Annotated in this window: 22 protein-coding genes and 1 pseudogene; 7 read left to right on the forward strand and 16 right to left on the reverse strand. The window is 38.7% G+C overall.

What is annotated here, in order from left to right; translation table 11 throughout:
- Positions 1–112 precede the first annotated feature (112 nt).
- From BIV60_RS07965 to BIV60_RS07985, 5 genes are all read right to left on the reverse strand, one after another.
- Positions 113–1,015 carry a carbohydrate ABC transporter permease gene (locus BIV60_RS07965; protein WP_083402150.1) on the reverse strand — a complete coding sequence of 301 codons (903 nt, stop codon included), beginning with the start codon at positions 1,013–1,015 and terminating at the stop codon, positions 113–115.
- 4 nt (positions 1,016–1,019) lie between these two features.
- A complete protein-coding gene (locus tag BIV60_RS07970) occupies positions 1,020–1,907 on the reverse strand; it encodes a carbohydrate ABC transporter permease (RefSeq protein ID WP_071355197.1) in 888 nt (295 codons plus the stop codon).
- Between the two features lie 54 nt (positions 1,908–1,961).
- Positions 1,962–3,257 carry an ABC transporter substrate-binding protein gene (locus BIV60_RS07975; RefSeq protein WP_071355198.1) on the reverse strand — a complete coding sequence of 432 codons (1,296 nt, stop codon included), beginning with the start codon at positions 3,255–3,257 and terminating at the stop codon, positions 1,962–1,964.
- Between the two features lie 99 nt (positions 3,258–3,356).
- On the reverse strand, positions 3,357–4,199 hold the full coding sequence (locus BIV60_RS07980) for a PfkB family carbohydrate kinase (RefSeq protein ID WP_071355199.1): 843 nt from the start codon (positions 4,197–4,199) through the stop codon (positions 3,357–3,359).
- Between the two features lie 69 nt (positions 4,200–4,268).
- Positions 4,269–5,006, reverse strand: coding sequence for a GntR family transcriptional regulator (locus BIV60_RS07985; protein ID WP_083402151.1), 738 nt, complete (start codon positions 5,004–5,006; stop codon positions 4,269–4,271).
- A 326-nt stretch (positions 5,007–5,332) separates the two neighbouring features.
- Between BIV60_RS07985 and BIV60_RS07990 the strand changes: the two genes are divergently transcribed.
- Entirely contained in the window at positions 5,333–6,010 is a 678-nt protein-coding gene (locus BIV60_RS07990) for an SOS response-associated peptidase (protein ID WP_071355200.1), read from the forward strand.
- Between the two features lie 196 nt (positions 6,011–6,206).
- Here the strand turns inward: BIV60_RS07990 and BIV60_RS30250 are convergent, their stop codons facing one another.
- On the reverse strand, positions 6,207–6,740 hold the full coding sequence (locus BIV60_RS30250; protein WP_071355201.1) for a hypothetical protein: 534 nt from the start codon (positions 6,738–6,740) through the stop codon (positions 6,207–6,209).
- A gap of 211 nt (positions 6,741–6,951) precedes the next feature.
- Between BIV60_RS30250 and BIV60_RS08000 the strand changes: the two genes are divergently transcribed.
- From BIV60_RS08000 to BIV60_RS08010, 3 genes are read left to right on the forward strand one after another with little or no spacing between them, the layout of a single operon-like run.
- Positions 6,952–7,185: a hypothetical protein gene (locus tag BIV60_RS08000; protein ID WP_071355202.1), complete on the forward strand. Its 234-nt coding sequence runs from the start codon at positions 6,952–6,954 to the stop codon at positions 7,183–7,185.
- Between the two features lie 55 nt (positions 7,186–7,240).
- Positions 7,241–7,474, forward strand: a complete 234-nt coding sequence (locus BIV60_RS08005) for a hypothetical protein (RefSeq protein WP_071355203.1) — start codon at positions 7,241–7,243, stop codon at positions 7,472–7,474.
- A gap of 51 nt (positions 7,475–7,525) precedes the next feature.
- Positions 7,526–7,762 carry a hypothetical protein gene (locus BIV60_RS08010; RefSeq protein ID WP_327966804.1) on the forward strand — a complete coding sequence of 79 codons (237 nt, stop codon included), beginning with the start codon at positions 7,526–7,528 and terminating at the stop codon, positions 7,760–7,762.
- Between the two features lie 161 nt (positions 7,763–7,923).
- Here BIV60_RS08010 and BIV60_RS08015 read toward each other — a convergent pair.
- Positions 7,924–9,514: pseudogene (locus BIV60_RS08015) on the reverse strand (long-chain-fatty-acid--CoA ligase).
- Positions 9,515–9,670: 156 nt separating this feature from the next.
- On the opposite strand from BIV60_RS08015, the gene BIV60_RS08020 reads away from it, so the two are divergent.
- Entirely contained in the window at positions 9,671–10,075 is a 405-nt protein-coding gene (locus BIV60_RS08020; protein WP_083402152.1) for a hypothetical protein, read from the forward strand.
- 388 nt (positions 10,076–10,463) lie between these two features.
- On the opposite strand, the gene BIV60_RS08025 is transcribed toward BIV60_RS08020, so the two are convergent.
- The 6 genes from BIV60_RS08025 to BIV60_RS08045 all read right to left on the reverse strand — a co-directional run bounded on the left by BIV60_RS08025 (position 10,464) and on the right by BIV60_RS08045 (position 14,714).
- Complete coding sequence (locus BIV60_RS08025) at positions 10,464–11,528, reverse strand: tetratricopeptide repeat protein (RefSeq protein ID WP_071355204.1); 1,065 nt, start codon at positions 11,526–11,528, stop codon at positions 10,464–10,466.
- Between the two features lie 95 nt (positions 11,529–11,623).
- Positions 11,624–12,028 (reverse strand): PLP-dependent aminotransferase family protein, encoded by a 405-nt coding sequence (locus tag BIV60_RS30255; protein ID WP_256218339.1) that lies wholly within the window; start codon positions 12,026–12,028, stop codon positions 11,624–11,626.
- 24 nt (positions 12,029–12,052) lie between these two features.
- Entirely contained in the window at positions 12,053–12,967 is a 915-nt protein-coding gene (locus BIV60_RS08030; RefSeq protein ID WP_256218340.1) for a hypothetical protein, read from the reverse strand.
- Between the two features lie 208 nt (positions 12,968–13,175).
- Positions 13,176–13,829, reverse strand: coding sequence for a GntR family transcriptional regulator (locus tag BIV60_RS08035; RefSeq protein ID WP_071355205.1), 654 nt, complete (start codon positions 13,827–13,829; stop codon positions 13,176–13,178).
- 58 nt (positions 13,830–13,887) lie between these two features.
- Positions 13,888–14,130, reverse strand: a complete 243-nt coding sequence (locus BIV60_RS08040; protein WP_071355206.1) for a replicative helicase loader/inhibitor — start codon at positions 14,128–14,130, stop codon at positions 13,888–13,890.
- A 149-nt stretch (positions 14,131–14,279) separates the two neighbouring features.
- On the reverse strand, positions 14,280–14,714 hold the full coding sequence (locus BIV60_RS08045; RefSeq protein ID WP_256218341.1) for a VOC family protein: 435 nt from the start codon (positions 14,712–14,714) through the stop codon (positions 14,280–14,282).
- 209 nt (positions 14,715–14,923) lie between these two features.
- Between BIV60_RS08045 and BIV60_RS08050 the strand changes: the two genes are divergently transcribed.
- Positions 14,924–15,892, forward strand: a complete 969-nt coding sequence (locus tag BIV60_RS08050; protein WP_071355207.1) for a DMT family transporter — start codon at positions 14,924–14,926, stop codon at positions 15,890–15,892.
- 61 nt (positions 15,893–15,953) lie between these two features.
- On the opposite strand, the gene BIV60_RS08055 is transcribed toward BIV60_RS08050, so the two are convergent.
- A complete protein-coding gene (locus tag BIV60_RS08055; protein ID WP_071355208.1) occupies positions 15,954–17,279 on the reverse strand; it encodes an MDR family MFS transporter in 1,326 nt (441 codons plus the stop codon).
- 179 nt (positions 17,280–17,458) lie between these two features.
- On the opposite strand from BIV60_RS08055, the gene BIV60_RS08060 reads away from it, so the two are divergent.
- Complete coding sequence (locus BIV60_RS08060) at positions 17,459–18,373, forward strand: DMT family transporter (protein ID WP_371261514.1); 915 nt, start codon at positions 17,459–17,461, stop codon at positions 18,371–18,373.
- A 57-nt stretch (positions 18,374–18,430) separates the two neighbouring features.
- Here BIV60_RS08060 and BIV60_RS08065 read toward each other — a convergent pair whose 3' ends face one another.
- Both BIV60_RS08065 and BIV60_RS08070 read right to left on the reverse strand, forming a co-directional pair.
- The gene (locus tag BIV60_RS08065) at positions 18,431–19,786 is read right to left on the reverse strand and encodes a sensor histidine kinase (RefSeq protein WP_071355209.1); all 1,356 of its coding nucleotides are present in this window, start codon (positions 19,784–19,786) and stop codon (positions 18,431–18,433) included.
- Between the two features lie 3 nt (positions 19,787–19,789).
- Positions 19,790–20,479 carry a response regulator transcription factor gene (locus BIV60_RS08070; protein ID WP_083402155.1) on the reverse strand — a complete coding sequence of 230 codons (690 nt, stop codon included), beginning with the start codon at positions 20,477–20,479 and terminating at the stop codon, positions 19,790–19,792.
- Between the last annotated feature and the right edge of the window lie 70 nt (positions 20,480–20,549).

Genomic DNA, 20,549 nt, shown 5'->3' on the forward strand with positions numbered 1-20,549 from the left:
TATTTTTCCAAATTGGCTATTTGGTATATACCATTTCGACCAATCATAAGAAACGAAATCATTTAGGAATAGGAAAGGATAATACTTCCCCATTCCTTTGCTGGTTGTCCAATTATCCTTTTACACTTCCCGCCGATAAGCCGCGAACAAATTGTTTTTGGAAGATAATATATGCAATAATCATCGGCAGTGCTGAAATCGCCAATCCGGACAATTGGATTCCAAAATCTGTGTTCAATTGGCTTCTTAAATTCATTAAACCAACCGGTATGGTTCGAAGGCTGGAATTTTCTACGAAAACAAGGGCAAACATGAATTCATTCCACACATTCATACCCGTTAATAAAGCACAGGAAGCAATAATTGGTTTCCCCATCGGTACAATAATATGCCTGTAAACCTTCCAGCTATTACACCCATCAAGGATTGCCGATTCCTCAAGCTCGTGCGGGATGGATAAAAAATAGGAACGCATTAAGAAAATCGCAAATGGCAATTGAAAGGCCACATAAGGAAGAATTAATGCTCCATAGGTATTGTAAAGCCCTAAAGCCTGAAGCAATTTATAGAGCGGAATTAAACTAACCTGCGGCGCAAGCATTAAACCGCTTAAGATAATAATCAACAAGAAATTCTGGCCTTTAAATTGGAATCGGCTAAGACCAAAGGCAGCCAACGATCCAAAAAATAATACACATAGTACGGATATGCCGGTGACAAGAACGCTATTTAAGAAGAAATGTCCAATTCCTGCGTCCCATGCCACTTTATAATTGCTCCAATGCCATTCCTTTGGTAAAGACCAAGTACTTAAAAAGAAATCACTATTTGATTTAAGTCCGCTTAACAAAAGCCAAATGATCGGGTAAATAATGCAAATTGCAAAAATACTAAACCAGACAAGGGCAACGGTTTGAAAAAGTCTATTTTTTATTTTTGTTGATATTTTAGGACCAGCAGTTTTCACTTGTGTGAACTCGTTTGTTTTAACGATTGGATTCTCTCTTGTGGTCATGCTTCTACGCCTCCTGTCCCGATTTTCCCAATTTCATTTGAAACAAAGAAAGGATTAGGGTAATCACGAAGATAATCGTGCCGATTGTGGACGCGTAGCCCATTTCATCATTTCGGAATGCTGCACGGTATAGCATTGTTCCTAAAACCTCTGTTGATTGACCCGGTCCCCCAAATGTCATAATATAAACTTCATCAAATACTTTGAAAGCACCAATGACGGTAATAACGGTACCAACAAGTGTCATTTCTTTAATTTGTGGTAATGTAATGTTAAAAAAGGTTTTTATCTTAGATGCACCATCAATCATGGCAGCTTCGTAATATTCAAATGGAATTTTTTGCATAGCGATGATGAAAAGCATTGCCATATAGCCTGTATACTGCCACTGTGATACGGCGACAACTGCATAAATGGCAATTTTACTCTCACCCAGCCAGGAATGGGCCCATTCTGATTGGCCGATTAATTTTAAAAAGCCATTGACAAGACCGACCTCCGGGTTATACAGAAGCTGCCATAACAAGCCAACCACTGCAATGGAAATAACAGAAGGAATAAAAAATACAGTCCGGAAAAAAGGTTGAAATTTTCTAATCAGTTTGTCTTCCAAGATTGCGGCAATAACTAATCCGCCTCCAACTTGGAAGCACAAGGAAATGACAGCATAAAGAGAATTATTTTTTAATGCAGTATAGAATACGGGATCCTTAAAGAGCCGGCTATAATACTCGAAGCCAACAAACGTTTTTCCTGCTTCAAATGAATTCCACCGAAATAAACTGTTATATAGATTCAGAACAATTGGCAGAAACACAAACAACAGGATGAGAAGAAGTGCTGGTAAAATATAGATTAATGCAGTACGGCCATTTCGAAATGTTTTTGTCATCCTTCTTCCTCCTTAGAGGGGGTTAGCAGTTTAATCACTGCCTACCCTTTTGTCTTAGTTCACTTCACTTTGTACCTGTTTTGCTACGTTTTGAACTTCTTTAATGATTTGCTCAGGTGTTTTAGTTCCATCGAGCAATAGCTGGATATTCGTTAAGTAGGCATCGGCAACCTTGGCATGAACATCGGTATCAAGCCATTCAGCCATTCCCTCTTCCTTCTTCATGAAATCTACACCTTCAGCAACTTGCTTCAAAGCAGTATCCGGGTTCGTTGCTCCGTCAATTGGACTAGGCCACCCAAGCTGTTTGGTAAGTTTCAGCGCATTTTCCTTGCTTGTTAAAAATTTCAAGAATTTAATCGCTTCTTTCGGATGTTTCGATTTAGATGAAACGATAAATCCATCCGGTGCACCTGTAATAAAGTTTTGATTTCCTGCACCATCCGCAATCGCCGGCATTGGGAAGAAGCCCCAGTTCCCTTTCAAACCTTTCTCAATATCAGGGAATTCTTCCAATTCCACATACATGATGGCCCCTTTACCAGCCAGGAACAATTGTTTTGCCATATCATGGGAAGTAGAGTTGACATTTTTCATGAAATAACCTTTTTTATTCAAATCTGCAAACATTTCCATTGCTTTAATATAACCAGGATCAGTGAATTCGCCTGATTTAGGATTATAGTCTTTCATTCTTACATCTTGCGGTACAAGTTTTTGGTTAAGACCAGTTAAGTAATGGATGGCCGCCCACGGGCTTTGGTTCCCAAATATAATCGGAGTTTCGCCGCCCTTTTTCAATGTATCTAATTCTTGTAAAAATTCATCCCAGGTCTTAGGTGTCTGAAGTTGATATTTATCAAATATTTTCTTGTTATAGACAAAGAATTTTCCGTTAAAACGAAGCGGAATTCCATAGTTTTTTCCTTCTGAAGTGAAAGGCTGCAGGGATGCCGGAATAAAGCTGTTTTTCCATGCAGTATCTTCGTTTAAATAAGAAGTTAAATCCAAGGCTGCATCGGCACGAACAAATTTTCTTACAAACTCTCCTGACCATGAGAACATAATGTCAGGAACATCGCTGCCGCCTAGGATCACACGAAGTTTATCCTTAATGGGTTCGTCTGCAATCGCTTCCATCTTAATTTTGATTTTTGGGTTTTGTTTTTCAAATTCTTTAACCACTTCTTCAAAATAGGGAGCGTACTCTGGTTGTGGCCACTTATGCAAAAATTTTAAAACGATTTTACCCGAATCGTCTTCTTTGGAAGACGAAGTGCTTGAACATCCCGTTAAAACGAGAGCAAACATCAACATAGCTACTAATAAAATCTTTACTTTTTTACTCATACAAGAACCTCCCGTTTTTTAAAAATATAAAACATTCAGATTATTCGAAACATGACACCCCCTGTGGATTCTTTAATAAATTCCTCCCCCTAAAGGGGATTAGAATGAAATCCCAAAACCAAAGGCACCATCGACTAGACAAGTTTTCGCAGCGAATTTTGCTCCTTCTTCCAAGCTGCTTACTATTAATTCCGCATCTCCCCTAGCTTGGTTCTCTTTCTTCCCTTTCAAGTAATGCAGGATAAAGGCGGTGAAAAAAGAATCTCCTGCTCCTAGTGTATCCACAGGCTGTACAAAGTGTGGCTTATGGCGGTAAAAGCTTTGCCCATCATAAACGATTGATCCCCGTGAACCCAATGTACCGATGGCAAGACTGCTTCCTAAACCGTGAACCCTTTTTAAAAGTTCCTCCACTTCCTCTTCCTTTAATTGCCCGCAGGATAATAAGCTTACATCCACATGTTTACAGGTGATTTCAAGAATTTCGTAATTATAATCAGCTGAAAAATCAAAGGAAACCATGACGCCGGCAGCTTTTAATTTTTGTAGTTCCTCAACCATATTGCTATAGATGCTGCTATGAGCGATTTCAAAGGTTTTGATATATTCCAAGTCTTCGTCTGTAAGAATGATTGGATGTTCCTTTTGGACGCCTCCCCCATTGCCGCCGATAAAAACCCGTTCACCATCTACTAGGTCCACCTGAGCATAGCCATTTTCACCTTCATGATATCTACAATGGGATAAATCAACTTCCAGAGTCCTTAAGGTTTCGGCAATATGCTCTGCGGCTCGGTCGCTGCCAAAAACCCCAAGGTAGGCGGACTCCACTCCAAGTTGTTTTGCATAAACACTGAAATTGAGAGCATTTCCACCAGGGTACATCGTTCTTTTATAAAGATACTGATCGACAACATTATCGCCTACACCAATGACTTTCATGACTTTGTCCTCCTAATTTGGCTTAAAATGGTATATACCATTTGAATTAATACTGAAATGAATCTTAAATTAATTTAGATTCAATTCAGAATAAAATTTAACAATGTCGCTTCTTGTTAATGATGTTGAAAATTCAATTTCTTGTTCATTGCGGTCAAAAGCAACCGATTCTTGAAAAATACATGGACTTTCTGAACGGATTTTTAATAACTTACTATCACTTTCCTCAGAAAATGTAACCTGCATGTACTCCTTCGCTTTGACAAGGACAATACCGAAATGGGTTTCTAATATTTCGTAAAGCGAATCGTTGTCGTTAATAATTTGATCCAGGTTTGGACAAAGCTTTTCGGGAATAAAGGATTCTTCAATAGTCACAGGCATATCCTCGACAAGCCGCAAGCGTTTAATCGAAATCATTGCCTCTCCGATTGGTACTTTTAATTTATTTGCCAACATCGGTTTTGCCTCCATTTTCCGAATCGATAATACTTGGGTTCTTGGAGTTAAACCTCTATTAATCATATTTCTCGTAAAACTGTTAAATGTAATAAAATCCATTTCGATCTTCTTATTAGAAATAAAAGTCCCAGCACCGACCCGTCTTTCTACGACACCTTCTCTTTCTAAAATCGACAATGTATGTCTGGCAGTCATCCGGCTAATCCCATATTGATCGGCAAGTTCCCTTTCTGAAGGCAGCTTATCGCCGTGCTTTAATTTTCCTAGTTCAATATCATCAAGGATTTTATCTTTTAATTGTTTATAAAATGGAAGGGTTTCCTCATCTTTCATCATTTTACGCATTTAACGTTCTCCAATTTTTTTAGAGTTTTTTTTATTATCTCACTTCCCATTTAAAATGGTATATACCATTAAGGGTAAATTTAAAAAATTAATCAAATGGTAAGAGAAATCTAGATAGAATAGGTACATATGATGTGGAATAGCGCTTTCAATTGAATAGGAAAACTAGGATGGAAGGTTATCTTATGATGAATTTTGTGGAATTCTTTTTAATCTTTAATTACTATAAAAATAATTTAAATTTTCTGTCTTGTCAATATACTTTGTTGGAAACTTTGAAAAATAAGTGAAGATTTTGTTACACTTAGTTTACTGGGGGGATAAAAATGTGTGGTAGATTTACGTTAACTGCAACCATTGAAGAAATTTTAGACCGATTTGATGTTCAGTCCTTTTTAGATGAAGAGCTATATAGTCCAAGTTACAATATTGCACCCTCTCAACAAGTTTTAGCGATTATAAATGATGGAAAAATGAATCGAATGGGTTTTTTAAAATGGGGTCTAGTCCCTCCTTGGGCAAAGGATTTATCCATTGGCAATAAAATGATTAATGCCAGAGCGGAGACTTTATCCGAGAAACCCAGTTTCAGCAGTCCTTTTAAACGAAAACGCTGTTTAATTGTAGCTGATAGCTTTTATGAATGGAAACGTCATAAGGATCGTTCAAAAACACCGATTCGCATTAAGCTAAAGACCGGCCAGTTATTTGCAATGGCGGGATTATGGGAAACTTGGAAATCAAATGATGGCAAGTCCCTTTTTACCTGTTCGGTCATTACGACTCAGCCTAATAAATTAATGGAAGATATTCATGACCGTATGCCTGTCATCCTTGCACCTGAGGATGAAAAAACATGGCTGAATCCGGCTATTACTGATCTTGAATATATTCAGAAATTTTTAAAGCCCTTCAACGAAGAGTTAATGGAAGCATACGAGGTATCTTCTCTTGTGAATTCACCTAAAAATAATTCAATCGAACTAGTCCAAAAAATTTGTTAAACCCATTTTAAAGACCCATTTTTTTTATATAGGACAAGTAAACTACATCAACGTACAGCAACGACATACCTTGTAGTAACCCAAACATTTTTCCTTCTTTCGAAAGTGGAAATCTCCACTTTCGATTTTTTTAGTGGTGCCCCAAAATATTTTTGGGACACCTTTAATTGTAATTCTTCAGCAAGATTCGCCTAATTTAACCGGGGAAGCCCCCCATCGTTCCTGGGATAAATCCCGGGTAACCAGTCATACCTGTTTGACCACCGTACATTGGTGTTCCTCCCACTCCCGGGAAACCAGGGTACCCATGGTAACCTCCTGCTCCAGGGAATCCTCCAAAGCCACTGTAGCCAGGATAACCTCCCATGCTTCCGTGTCCAGGGAATCCTCCCATAGTTCCAAATCCGTGACCTGGGTATGTTCCCATACCGAAATGGCCGGGAACTCCATGCATCCCATCATACACATGACCTGGAACCCCCCCCATTCCATCCATACCCGTCATACCGGGGAATCCTCCCATTGTGCCCATTCCTGGCATACCGGGAACTCCGCCCGTAGTGCCCATTCCTGGCATACCGGGAACTCCGCCCGTAGTGCCCATTCCCGTCATACCGGGAACTCCGCCCGTAGTGCCCATTCCTGGCATACCGGGAACTCCGCCCGTAGTGCCCATTCCTGGCATACCAGGGAATCCACCCGTGGCTCCAGATCCTACATTAAATCCCATGAAGCACACACTCCTTTTTATAGGTTACAGTCTAGACTATGTAAAAGAAGGAAAAAGGCATAGGCAGATATCCCAAATATAAAAATAAATCTGCATATGCTTAAAAGGGCTGCCAAATTTTATAACAGTTATTATTTCACTTTTAGGTGAATACACTTTAAAAATACCGTCCTTTTTTTCTTAAAAATGTTGTAATTTGGAGGGCATTCACATGTTTTTCATTCCGACAAAAATTAATATAGGTGGTTTGAAAATTAGCAGCCCCGATCACGCAGCATCTGTTTCCTTTGGATCAACGTATATTGTTGGTGTAAATGTGGCGGGGAAAAAAAATCAAGGGTATGGGCAGCAGATGGCAGATTTGTCTACCATTATGATTCCTATCCATGTGACGTATGATGACGACCCAATCGATTCACCTAGAGTTAAGCTAAACTTCAATTAGTGGGGGGGGGTTTCCGCCAGTTAATGCGGGAAAAATTAAACAGGGAGTGATGGAAATGATCGTTGGGCCTTATGCGATTAATCTGCTTGGTTTTAAAGTAAATGCTATTGATAACTCCTCTTACGTAAATTTTGGCCCCAATCAAATAATCGATGAGTTTGTTGCTTATAAGCGAAATCAAGGTGTGGGAGAGCAGAACGGTGATATATCCCCTATCAATATTCCGATTTCTTGGGTTGTCGACCCGGATATTGCGGATTCAAATGGAGCGAAAAACAGTATTGTTTAATTAAAATCCCTGCAGTGTATTTGAGATGTCTTATTCCATGAGGTGTTTTTGATGGTGATTTTCGCACCGACAGAAATCAATTTGCTGGGCTACAAAATAAATGTATTTGACCATGCATCCGTAATGAATATTGGTGCAAACCAAATTACAGACCAATTTATTTCCTATAAAAGGAACCAGGCCTTTGGTGAGCAAAACGGAGACATAGTGCCAATCATTATACCAATATCGTATATTTTTGACAGTGATTTAAATGACTCGATTATAACGAAAAATAGTATTATTTAAAAAAAGAGTGATGAATCTTTGCGATTCGTCACTCTTTTTTCTACATTAACCAATCCTGATTAATTCTGTTGGGAAGGTAGTTAGTACCTTAGCCTTTCCATCTTCTCCAAATATTCATGACAATATCGGTGCTTGGTACCAATGGTGAAGGTATCTTGTGATTAATTCACCAATCGACCTGCCTTTCTGTGGGATTCCCAGTTTTCGTTACGAAGATGAACCTTCTGGATTTTTCCTGAAGCAGTTTTTGGAAGTTCGTCAACAAAGGTAACTCCTGTAACCGCTTTAAAATGAGCTAATTTTTCTCTGGAAAAAGTGATAATTTCTTGCTCGCTGATTTGTTGGTTTTCTCGTAAAACAACAAAAGCATGAGGAGTTTCACCCCATTTTTCATGCGGTACGGCGATAACAGCGGCTTCTAGAATACTAGGATGTTCGTATAATGCTCCTTCCACTTCAATCGAAGAAATGTTCTCCCCGCCGCTGATGATGATATCCTTCATCCGGTCCACGATATCGATATGCCCATATTCGTCAACTGTACCCATATCACCCGTATGCAGCCAGCCGTTGCGAATGGTTTCCATTGTTGCCTCAGGATTTTTCCAATATCCTTTCATCACACCATGACTTCTTGTGACTACCTCGCCAATTTCTTTTCCATTGTGGGCGACTTCCTCCCCATGATCATTGATGACTTTTACGTCACATCCAATCATTGGATAACCGGCTTTTGCTTTAATTCTTGCCTTTTCCTCGGGTTTAAGATGAGTCAACTCGGACCTGATGGTTGAAACCAAACTCAATGGTGTGGTTTCTGTCATTCCATAAACCTGAATAAATTCCCAGCCTAATTCTTTTTCCACTCTGATAACAAACGCTGGCGGAGGCGCTGAACCAGCTATGACCACACGGATATCCTGTTCTAAAACTGGTTTATTTTTTTCATAAAACTGCAATAGCGAATTTAGCACGGTTGGTGCCATATGCAAGACAGAAACTTTATGGTCTTGAATTGCCTTAAAAATGGTTTCCGGTGTCGCTTTTTTCAAACAAATATGAGTCGATCCATTTGCTGTGTAGTAAAATGGCGCCCCCCAGCCATTCACATGGAACATTGGCAGAACATGAAGATAAACGTCACGATCGCTGACTCGTAAATGAGCATTGTACTTAAGGCATGAAGATAATTGTTGCGGTGTGTCAGCATAACCCCTTTTGGACTCCCGGTTGTACCACTAGTATAAAGCAGGCTGCAAACATCATTTTCATCCAAATCGGTGCGGTCAAAGGTTGTCCCACTGAAACCCGCAAGCCATATCTCATAATCGATTTCATCCGTTTCCTGATTTTTATAATAGACAATAATCTGTTCAACCGTTGACAGCTTGTCCTTAATCGGGACGATTAAATGGTAAAGATCTTGGTCAAAAACAGCACTTTCGATTCACTATGGTTTAAGATGAATAAATAATCTTGAGGTGTTAAACGAATATTAAGCGGCACCATAATGGCTCCAAGCTGAAAAATCCCATAAAATCCTTCCAGCATTTCAACTGTATTGGGTGCCAAATAGGCAACCCGGTCCCCTTTTTCCACTCCCAGTTCCCTTAATCCATTTGAAAGTTGATTGGCCCTTCAGCTTAATTCTTTATATGTAAAAATACGTTCATCACAATAAACTGCCTGCTTGTCCCCGTACAATTTTACTGCACGATCTAAGAACTCCGTTAACACCAAAGGTACATTCATCCTTTTCACCTCGTAATAATTAGAATTTTCTAATTTTATTCTAGCATATCTTTTTTAATAACCACTACTCAAATTGTGAAAATTTTCTAAACAGTAATAATTTTATTAAGTTCACCATATTATAGAATGTACGTTCTCATCCAGGGAGGAGACATCATGAAAAACAAAAACGAAACTTTGGTGACGGGAGAAATGTTGATTAAATACTATGAACTTAATAAACAGAAAAAAGAAATTGAACTGGAAATGAATCAATTAAAGGAATCCTTTCAACAATATTTTGACAGCTTTGTTGGTGAGAATGTAAAAGGTGATATTACGATAGCTGGGTACAAACTTCAACGTCAAATTCGGAATACCGAAAAATATAATGAAGATGTCATCATTAAGAGATTAGAAGATTTGCAAATGAATGATTTGATTCAAATAGTTAAAAAACCGGATGATGTTAAAATAAAAGCAGCTATTCAACTTGGCTTATTAAACCAAGAGCATTTGGATGGCTGTATTATTAAAACCTGTTCTCCTGCAATTTCTGTGAAGCCTTTGACACCGAGATAATTAGTGTTGTTTTTACCTGCAAGGTTTCAATGATAAAAATAAATATGGGTCGGCTTCATTGATTGTAGGCGACAGTTCATGGTTAAACACCCCAAAATAGTCGTCTAAAACAGGTTTACTTGACCGTTTTCGGTTAAGAACCTACAAAACGGTCGCCTAGAACAGGTCTACTTGACCGTATTCGGTTACGAAAGCCCAAAATGGTCGTCTAGAATATGCCTATCTACCGGACCGTTTTCTATTTCATCTAGCTTTGAATGCAATACATTGATCTATAAGATTTAAAAACATGGATCTCTACATAACAGATCCATGTTTTTTATTTTCCACACACCAGCCTACAGATTCGTAGACTTCCCTCATATCGTCCAATTTGATTCCAGAAAAATTATATTTGAATTGTATCTTCTCCATTTTTCTTCTCCTCTAATTCAATATAATAGGGATGATTGTGCACCTTGCATCCAAATACATAACACCCTCTGGCAATCTCTGGTTCAAACACGAATTCAGGCTTTTTCCCTTCAAATATATTTTCCTTAGTCGTTTTCAAAAATTGAATATCCGCTTTGATTTCTTCGATCCGTTCTTCCTTACTGACGACATCCCAGTCAGGGTCATCATCCCGGACAATATCTTGCATATCGATTTCCAGTTTGTTGATATGTTCTTCAAAACATTCTTCCGTTTTTTCAAACTGGCCAAGCTTCCATAAAGAATAGAGATAAGGCGGCAGACAATGAACTTCATAGCGGAACAAGTCTAATTCCGAATAAATTTCAACAAATTTATCAAAATCATTAAGAAGATAATACATACCGGCTATTTGGTCTTCAAGTTTCTCCATCCAGTTATCAAACTTTGCACTTTCAGTAAGTAAATTTTCCGCAAGCAGTAATGCTTCTTCTCTCATTCCAATTTTGGCCATACAGATGCCACAACTTAGAATTGGATTTAAAGTTTGCTGATGATTATTTGTTAAAAAAGCCGTTCGAAAACATTCTGCAGCTTCCTTCAGCATGGATTTATGATAAAAGCAAATTCCTAAATTATTTAAATTTTCCAATGTTGGCTGAATAAGATAGGCTTTTTTCAATAGCCCCATTGCTCGATGATAATGTCCATTGGAGGTATAGATTTCTCCCAACAGGTTATATGGAAAAAAAGAGGCTGGCTCCTGCTTAATGATTTCTTCTAATATATCGATGGCTTCTTTCTCCTTAAACTGCCAAGAATCACGGTCCAATGGCACCCCTTCATAATGATAAAAGTAGGCCAAATTTTGCAGGTTTTGAATGTTAGGTTTTATTTTTGCCGCTTTTTCAAAATGATTTAATGCTTCCCGGAAATCGCCAAACGCGAGTAATGCAAGTGCATATTCAGAGATTAAATTTGCATTTTCAGGGTCAAGCTTTATTTTTTGTTCCAGTTCATTAACAAGTTTTTCAAGCATCCAAACTCACTTCCCATTGTGTAAGTGAATTCATCTTATCAAAAAATTCCCCAGTTCAACTCGGGAACTGGGGAATTTCATAAAACATTCACATATTAATCAAAACAATAATGAATTTTTTGATAGCCAGTGCGCATCTCAATTACGCGCTTTCTAACGGATTCAACTGGCTCTTGATTCTCAAGAGCGCGAACGATATAGTCTGCGATGATATCCATTTCTGCTTCCTTCATACCTAAGCGGGTAATTTCAATCGTACCAATCCGCAGGCCGCTTGGATAATCCCAATCATCCGGTTTATCGCTTGGGATCAGATTTTTGTTGGTGATAATATTTGCTTTGGCAAGCTTATGGGCAACATCTAGCCCGCCGCCGAATTTCTTCACATCAACAATAACTTGATGGGTTTCTGTGAATCCTTTATGAGCGCCAAGGACTGTAATCCCTCGATCATGAAGTGCTTTGGCAAGCGCCTTTGAGTTTGCTACGATTTGAGCCATGTATTCTTTACCAAAGGCAAGGAATTAAGCGGCTGATGCGGCAAGTGCTGCAACACGGTTTACTTGATGGGTCGCTGCAAGTGCTGGGAAAATCGTATCGCAAACAGGCTGCGTAAGATTGGGATCATTCCAAACGATGATACCACTTTGCGGACCGCTGAAGGTTTTTCCAGCTGATCCGGTCATAATCCATGCTCCTTCGTTTAGCGGATCCTGGAATTGTCCGCCACCGATAAGTCCGAGCTGGTGAGCGCCATCAAAAAATATTTTTCCGCCCCATTCACTGACGATTTCGGACATTTCTTTCAGTGAGAATGGGAACAGTGTCATAGAGGCACCAAGGGTAACCAATGTCGGTCTGACCTCTCTTGCCACTTTGGCAAATTCGTCAATATCTACCACTAAATCAACAGGATCCATTGGAACATCAAAAATGTTCAAGCCGCGAATCCCTGCAGGTCCATCGTAGCGATTACTTGAGTGGCCCCCGAGTGGCTGTGCGATAGTTAAAATATTGTCCCCCGGTTTTGTCAGGGCAGCATAAACCGTCATGTTTCCAATCATACTGGCAACAAGACGATGGTCCGCATAATTGCAGTTAAAAACTTTTTTGAGTAATTCAACGCAAAGGGATTCAATTTCGTCGATATACTTTGTTCCGGAAAACCATCTTTGGGTTGGTCCGATATGCCCTTCGGCAGCACGTGTACCTACCTCAGATGCTAATAATTGGCGGACGGTTGGACTTGTCGGTGCTTCTGGAGCCAATAGATTCAGGCATTCCTGCCCGCGCCAAATTGCGTTTCGATCGGCTGCATCAAGGATCTCTTTTTGAATTAATCTTGGTGAAGAACTATGTTCGATGATTTCCTTTGCCCAGTTTAATACCTTTTGGTCATGAACCTCGAAGTTTTGAGTGGTGGTAGTCGTAGAATTCATTTAAATTTCCTCCTAATCGTGTCAATGAATGGATTCCTTTTCTTTTGACTGAATTTGGAGTTATGTGTATCTTCAAGGCATATATTATGTAAAAAATGATTTAGGCCTCGTTTAAAACCAATATATCGCATATTAAATAAATGGTCAATGAATTTTTTGATAATTAAGTTAATTACACTTTAAAAAAGAGCGCAGCCTTTGCCGCACTCTATTCTGAATCCCCAACTAAAACTCTGCCTAAACTCAGCCAATTTTCCTCGACTAAAGCAGATGCTAAGGTGCTATTTTTCGCTTTACACGCTGCAATGATTTGCCTGTGCTGCTCGAGTGAATGATGGCCATCAACAGAACTAAACTTTGAGAATTCCAATCTTCTGATTTTGGGCATAATTCGTTCCAGCGCTATTTCAATTTCAGGATTGCGAGATGCTTTTAAAAGAACAAGGTGAAATCGATCATCTGCCTCCACTGCTCCGACAACATCCTTTTTTTCTAAAGCATTCTGTAACTCACTATTATTTGCATCCATTTGCTCAATTTCTTGAGTCAAAATATGCGGAATCGCAAGACGTGCAGCTAAACTGTTTAATGTTGCCACAACCGTAAACGCATTTCTAGCCTCCTCTAAATTGATTTTCGTGATTCTTGTCTGTGAACCTGGCAATGATTCGATAAGCCCTTCATCTTCAAGCCTTTTTAATGCTTCCCTGACAGGAGTACGGCTCACCCCGAATTCAGCCGCCAATTCCTTATCCAAGATCCGCTTCCCAGGTTCTAATTCCAATGTAATGATTGCTTTTTTTAAAGATTCGTATATTTGATCTCTTAATACTGGACGCTCAATGGTTTTAATTGTTTTCATAAAACCAATATATCAATGAGTTTTTTGGATGTCAATTGGGATGTAAGGGGAAAACTGTTCATATTTTTTTATATTCCTGCAGCCAATGAAAGGGTCTGTTCACGGTTTCTTCAGTCAAATCGGAAATTGTTGGAGGATACGGATTTGTTCGGATATGCCTTTTTAGTTTTGTCATAACTATAGTCCAATCTAATTCAGGGGAAAATTTTAACCAAAAGGTAACTGTTTCATTTTTGGTTAAATAGCCTTTATAAATGGATTCAATCAGGATTAAAATTTTCAAAGCCTCTTGTTTGTTCATAATCTGTCCCTCCTTGTTGGCTATTTTTCCCTTTAAAACAAAAAATAACCCGGCAAATACTTTGTAAGTTGCCGAGTTCCACGCAATAAGGATATTTTTCATTATTCCACAATCAATTTTGTCTCTAAAAATCCTTTTTTATTAACTTTTTAAAAAGAAATCATCGCCCCGCGCTCATCAAACACCGCTGTCGGATTCCATGCAACCTCCCAAAGATTGTTTTCCGGGTCAGAAAAATAAGCAGTTCGGCCTCCCCAGAAAGCAGCACTCGGCTCCCGTAAGATTTTTCCACTGGCTTCGCGAATCTTTTCAATGGTAGAGTCAACCTGTTCGGGATGATCAAGATTAATCGCTAAAGTAATCGGCCGATAGCTTTCAGTTGATAACTGAAACTCAATTCCAGCATCCTTCGCCAGCTCCTCCAAAGGAAAAAGTGAAAGAATTACTCCTGCAGTTTTAAATACAGCATAACTGTCAGAACTTGTTTCGCTCTCCTCCCAGCCTAATGATTGATAAAAGCTGCGAAGCGTTGGTAAATCAAAAGCACCGATTGTAACCAAACTAATTCTTTGTGAAACCACCATTTTATTCCTCCTGCATTGTATTTTCTATTTTCATATTTCTCCATCTTTTCCTATTTTCCTTCCATCTTTTCTAAATTAAAAATCTGATAATTTACTTATAAAATAATTGCCTCTACATCCAATATGCGATATATTGGTTTTATGGAAAATAACATTATAAAACGAATTGAAACTTTATTATTTTGAAATAGAACAGGGGTGAAGATCAGTTGAAACCAATTTTAATCGGCATTTGTGCCTCTTTCTTTTTTGCTTTTACATTTGTTCTTAATACATCTATGGAGTTATCTGGTGGTAGTTGGATATGGAGTGCTTCACTAAGATATATCTTTATGACTCCATTGCTTTTGTGTATCGTGCTATTTAGAAAAAAACTACGTCCACTCATAGATGAAATTAGGAAAAAACCCGGAACATGGGTACTGTGGAGTTCTGTGGGATTTGGGTTATTCTATGCTCCTTTATGTTTTGCTTCTGCCTACTCGCCAGGTTGGCTTATTGCAGGAACATGGCAAATTACGATAATATCAGGCTCTTTACTTGCACCATTATTTTTTGAAACTGTATATACAAAAAATGGTCTAATTCATAAAAGGGGAAAAATTCCTTTTAATGGTCTATTTATGTCACTCATCATTTTAGCGGGTATTGTTTTAATGCAATTTGAACATGCTAAACGTCTTCCCATGGAAAGTTTATTATTAGGAGTGATCCCTATTTTAATTGCGTCCTTTGCATACCCTTTAGGGAATCGTAAAATGATGGACCACTGTGAAGGACGCTTAGATACTTTTCAAAGAGTTCTAGGGATGACTCTTGCAAGTCTTCCATTCTGGTTTTTACTATCCTTATATGGCTTTTTCACCGTAGGTTTACCAAGCAAGGGGCAGGTCTTCCAATCTTTCTGGGTTGCACTTTTTTCTGGAGTCGTTGCCACAGTCCTATTTTTCAAAGCAACTGATATGGTACGAGGTAATATTCAAAAGTTAGCATCCGTTGAAGCGACACAATCAATGGAGGTCCTTTTTACTTTATCAGGTGAACTATTATTTTTGTCGCTGCCAATTCCATCTCCAATATCTTGGTGCGGTATTCTTCTCGTTGTCCTTGGCATGATTTTGCATAGTTATGTTTCAAATAAAAAAGAGCCAAGCAATTTGAAAAAATCAGCGGCATAAATGAAAGGAAAAAACCGACTCATTAAAAAAAGAGTCGGTTTTTTATGCTATTTATAAACGATTAACCCTCATTACTAATTGGCGACTTTGTCGGGATTAAAAAGGTAATCACAAACGAAAGCACACTGACACATAGGGCAAAAAGATAAATATTTTTCATCCCGATGACCATTGACGCTGCTTGGTTGATCAATAGACCCATTACGGTTACCCCAATGGAGGTGCCGATATTTCTGAGAAAAATTTGCAGGGAAGTTGACATCCCCTTTATATTGTTTTCAACAAATTCCTGTGAAGCAATTGTCCCGACTGCGAATAATAAACCAAACGCAAACCCCTGCACGGTCAAAAGACCAAACAGTAAAAAGTAGGAAACATCTTTAATGACAAAAAAGATGATCAGACCTGCAAGAGTACACATAAGGTTACCAATAACAAACAATTTTTTATAACCATAGCGCAAAATCCATTTTCCTGCTGGTGTACTTCCAAACATCCAGCCAATCGCAATACTTAATAGAATCAAGCCACTTTTGTAGATGTTCATACCCCTGCCATCTTGCAAAAACAACGGGATATAATTCGGGGTTCCGAAAAAGGAGATACAGAAAAATAACATGTAAAGATTGACCATTAGGGTTCCTCTGTTTTTAAACAAGGAAACAGGAAGAAATGGCTGTTCCACTTTTCGTTCCACAAGCAGGAATATAATCATACCTAGAATACCTGCAACAACATACCATAATGGGTGTGCAACATTTGTTGCCAGCAATAAAAACGTGATGGAAAGACCAAATAATACAAACCCTTTGTAATCAATAAATGTCTTTTTAAATTCATTTTGTTCCTTGTATGGGATTAAGCAAAGCACGGTCGCAATTCCAATTGGAATATTGATAAAGAAAATCCATCTCCATGTTAAGGTTTCAACAAAAAAAGAACCGAGAACAGGCCCAACAATCGAAGACAATGTCCAAATTCCACTAAAGACCGCTTGAATTTTCCCGCGTTTTTCAATGGTAAACAAATCACCGACAATGATCATCGAAATCGGCAGCATTCCCCCGGCCCCTAATCCTTGAATACCGCGGTAAATAATCAGAGATACCATGGAGTTTGCCATTCCTGCTAGCAAAGAACCAATTGTAAAAATCGCTACAGAAATGATTAATAACTTCTTTCTCCCGTACTGGTCGGATAACTTGCCGTAAAGCGGTACGGTAACCGTACTTGCCAGCATATAAACGGAAAAAATCCAGGCAAACAGTTCCATCCCGCCAAGTTGTTTTACAATCGTCGGACTTGCCGTTTGCATAATATTGGCATCTAATGCCGATATAAGGGTAGTGATGACAAGGCCCCAAAATACATATCTATTTTTATTCATATAGACCTCCAAAAAAACTATAATTTCCATATATTTCTATTAAAAAAGTGTTACCTTACCATTATACAAAAACTGATGTTCTTTTTCTAGATTGCAGTTTGGAAATTAAATATCCAAAATCTAAAAAAGATTGTTATAATTTACTTTGTTGGTAGTTTTAATGTTTTGGAGGGATTAGTTTGGATTCGCAGGTTGTTGTTATGCCGAACCCGAGACCAAAAGGCGTAATTTTGGTACTTATTGGCGCTTCCTTTTGGGGAATTTCGGGTACTGTTGCGCAATTCTTGTTTCAAAAACAAGGATTCAGTGTCAGCTGGCTCGTTGTCATCCGGCTTCTTTTTGCTGGAATGGGGTTGTTGCTGTTTTCCCGTTTGGTTGGAAAACAAAATATATGGAGCATATGGAAAAATAAATCGGATGTATTGCAATTAATTATATTTGGAATCATTGGAATGCTCGGTGTTCAGTATACTTATTTTGCAGCTGTTCGGGAAGCAAATGCCGCTACAGCCACCATTATACAATATCTGGCGCCTGTAATGATAACCTGTTTTCTTTGTTTCCGGGCCCGGGTATTACCTGCTAAACATGAGGTAATGGCGATAGGTTTAGCACTTTTAGGAACCTTCTTCCTTGTTACGAATGGAAATATCCGATCGCTTTCGATTTCCGGACCTGCTTTTTTCTGGGGGATTCTCTCCGCTTTTGCCTTGGCTTTTTATACACTGTATCCGGGAAAGCTATTAAATAAATGGGGTTCCCTGATGACCTCCGGCTGGGGGATGCTCATTGGCGGTGTGGTATTTAGCTTTTTTCAGCCACCTTGGCAGTTTCAAGGCCATTGGTCGTTCCCGGCATTAATGGCAGTTCTATTTGTTGTTGTCTTTGGCACGTTAATCGCCTTTTTTTGCTATATGGAAAGCTTGAAATACATTGAGGCCTCTGAAGCGAGTCTTTTGGCTTGTGTTGAACCTTTGTCAGCGGCGTTTTTAGCAGTGGCATGGCTTCACGTTCCATTTGGCATTTTTGAATGGCTTGGTGCAGCATCCATCCTCGCCACTATTTTTATCTTATCCACTGTAAAACGCACATAAAATGCAATGTGAAAAATTCACTACAGTGACAGGCACAGTGTGAATTTTTCACATTTTTTAAAGCGGAAATTGTAATTCAACTTCTGTTCCTTTTTCTTCTTTACTTATTATTTTTATTTCCCCTCTATGCATTTTCATAATATTTTTAGCGATTGCAAGCCCTAAACCAGTACCGCCTGTTTCACGGCTTCTTGCTTTATCTACCCGATAAAATCGTTCAAATATCCGCTGAAGATCTTGCTCCGGTATGCCAATCCCATAATCTTTTACCACAATGGTTGCGCGCTGTTCATCCCTTTTCAAATATAAATCGATTTGGTCTTTACTATATTTGATTGCATTATCAAGGAGGATTATCACGATCTGTTTAAGCTTCAGTTCATCTGCTTGAATAAAGATATGTTCTTCGTTGTAATGGAGATGAATCTCTCGCTTATAGGCATTTTTAAGCTGCTTTTGAATCTCCTTGCACAAACTAATTAAATCCACTTTCGTTACATCTAGGGTCGTTTCTTTTTCAGATGTGGCTATATTTAAAAACATTTCGGTCATTTTTTGAATGCGATTTGCTTCCGAATATATGGCTTCAATCGCTTCCGTTGACATCTCAATGTTTTGCACGCCCCTTCTTCTTAAAAGGCTGGCATAGCTTTTAATGACCGTAATGGGTGTTTTTAATTCGTGAGAGGCATCGGAAATAAACTGTTCCTGTTTTTCCATGTTTTCGCTAAGCCTTTCAATCATCCGATTAAAGGTAGAAGCCATTTGTTCTAGCTCATCCCGAGTTCGATTTTGAATCACAATTTTTTTCGGAACACCACTTTGTTCAATATCTTCCATCGTTTTGATCATATTCGAAATCGGACGCATTATGAGACCTGATAACCATCTCCCGCCTAAGAGGGACAAAATTGCCGAAAGAACTGTGCATACTCCAAGAATCCAGAGTAAGATATCTTTTCTCATTTCAAGCCCCATCAAGGCTTCTCCGAAATCAAGTGTTCCCCGCAGGTGTCCGCTCATTTTAATCGGGACACGGACATAAATGACTTGTTTTTCGCCTGTATCGGTTCCTATCAGTATTCTGCCTGTTTCTTGTTCACTCGTATATTTTGGCCTAATCTGACCCGAAATTTCCTTATCATTGGTTACTTCAGCAAGGATTTTTCCATCTGGATTGACAACCCTGATATAAGAATGGATAGTTAAAAAATCTTTCAATGTTTCTGCGAGGTCTCCAGGATGTCCAGTATGGATTTCAGTGATAATATCATTCGCCTTTTGTAATAACGCATCCTCTTCCATATTCACGGTTATTTTTATAAAAGAAACAAAGACAACTACATTAAAAAGCATTAACACACAAAGCAGCCATGCTGTGGTTATCAGGTTTATTTTGTTGGTTATTTTCATATGTTATTTCTCCTTGATGGTAAAACCTACTCCTCGAACAGTATGAATCAATTCAGAATCAAATCCTTCATCCACTTTTTTACGAAGGTGCCGTATGAACACATCAATAACATTGGTCTCTCCTTCGTATTCATAGCCCCAAACATTCAAAATAATATTATCTCTTGTAACAACCTTGTTTTTATTCATTACTAAGTAGATTAATAAATCATATTCTTTAGGAGTGACGGTAATCGATTCCCCTCCTCTTGTCACTTCTCGGGTGTTGGTATCAATCGATAAATCACCTGCTGAAAGCACGTTTGTCTCTTCCTTTGGTGCATGAATGGAGAAGTCGCGGATGCACGCGCGTACTCTTGCTAAAAGTTCCTCTATTTCAAATGGTTTCGTGATATAATCATTCGCTCCCTGGTCGAGCCCAGTAACTTTATCCAGTGTCATATTTCGTGCCGTTAAAAGGATTACAGGGGTTTGGTTCCCCGTTTTTCTTAGTCTCCGCAATACCTCCATTCCATTTAGTTCAGGAAGCATGACATCCAATAAAATAAGATCGATAGATTTTTCCGTTGCGGCAGTTAATCCTGATTTCCCATTATGTTCTACAAATACTTCGTAACCCTCATATTCAAGTTCTATTTTAAGCACCTTGGCAATATTGACTTCATCCTCAATGACTAAAATGCGTTTTTTCATGATTTCCTTCTCCTTTTATACAACTCTTCTTCAAATTTATCATGTTTCTTCCATTATTCTGGATTTTTAA

This window comes from Bacillus sp. MUM 116 (assembly GCF_001866655.1).
In the GTDB taxonomy this organism is placed as follows: domain Bacteria; phylum Bacillota; class Bacilli; order Bacillales; family Cytobacillaceae; genus Neobacillus.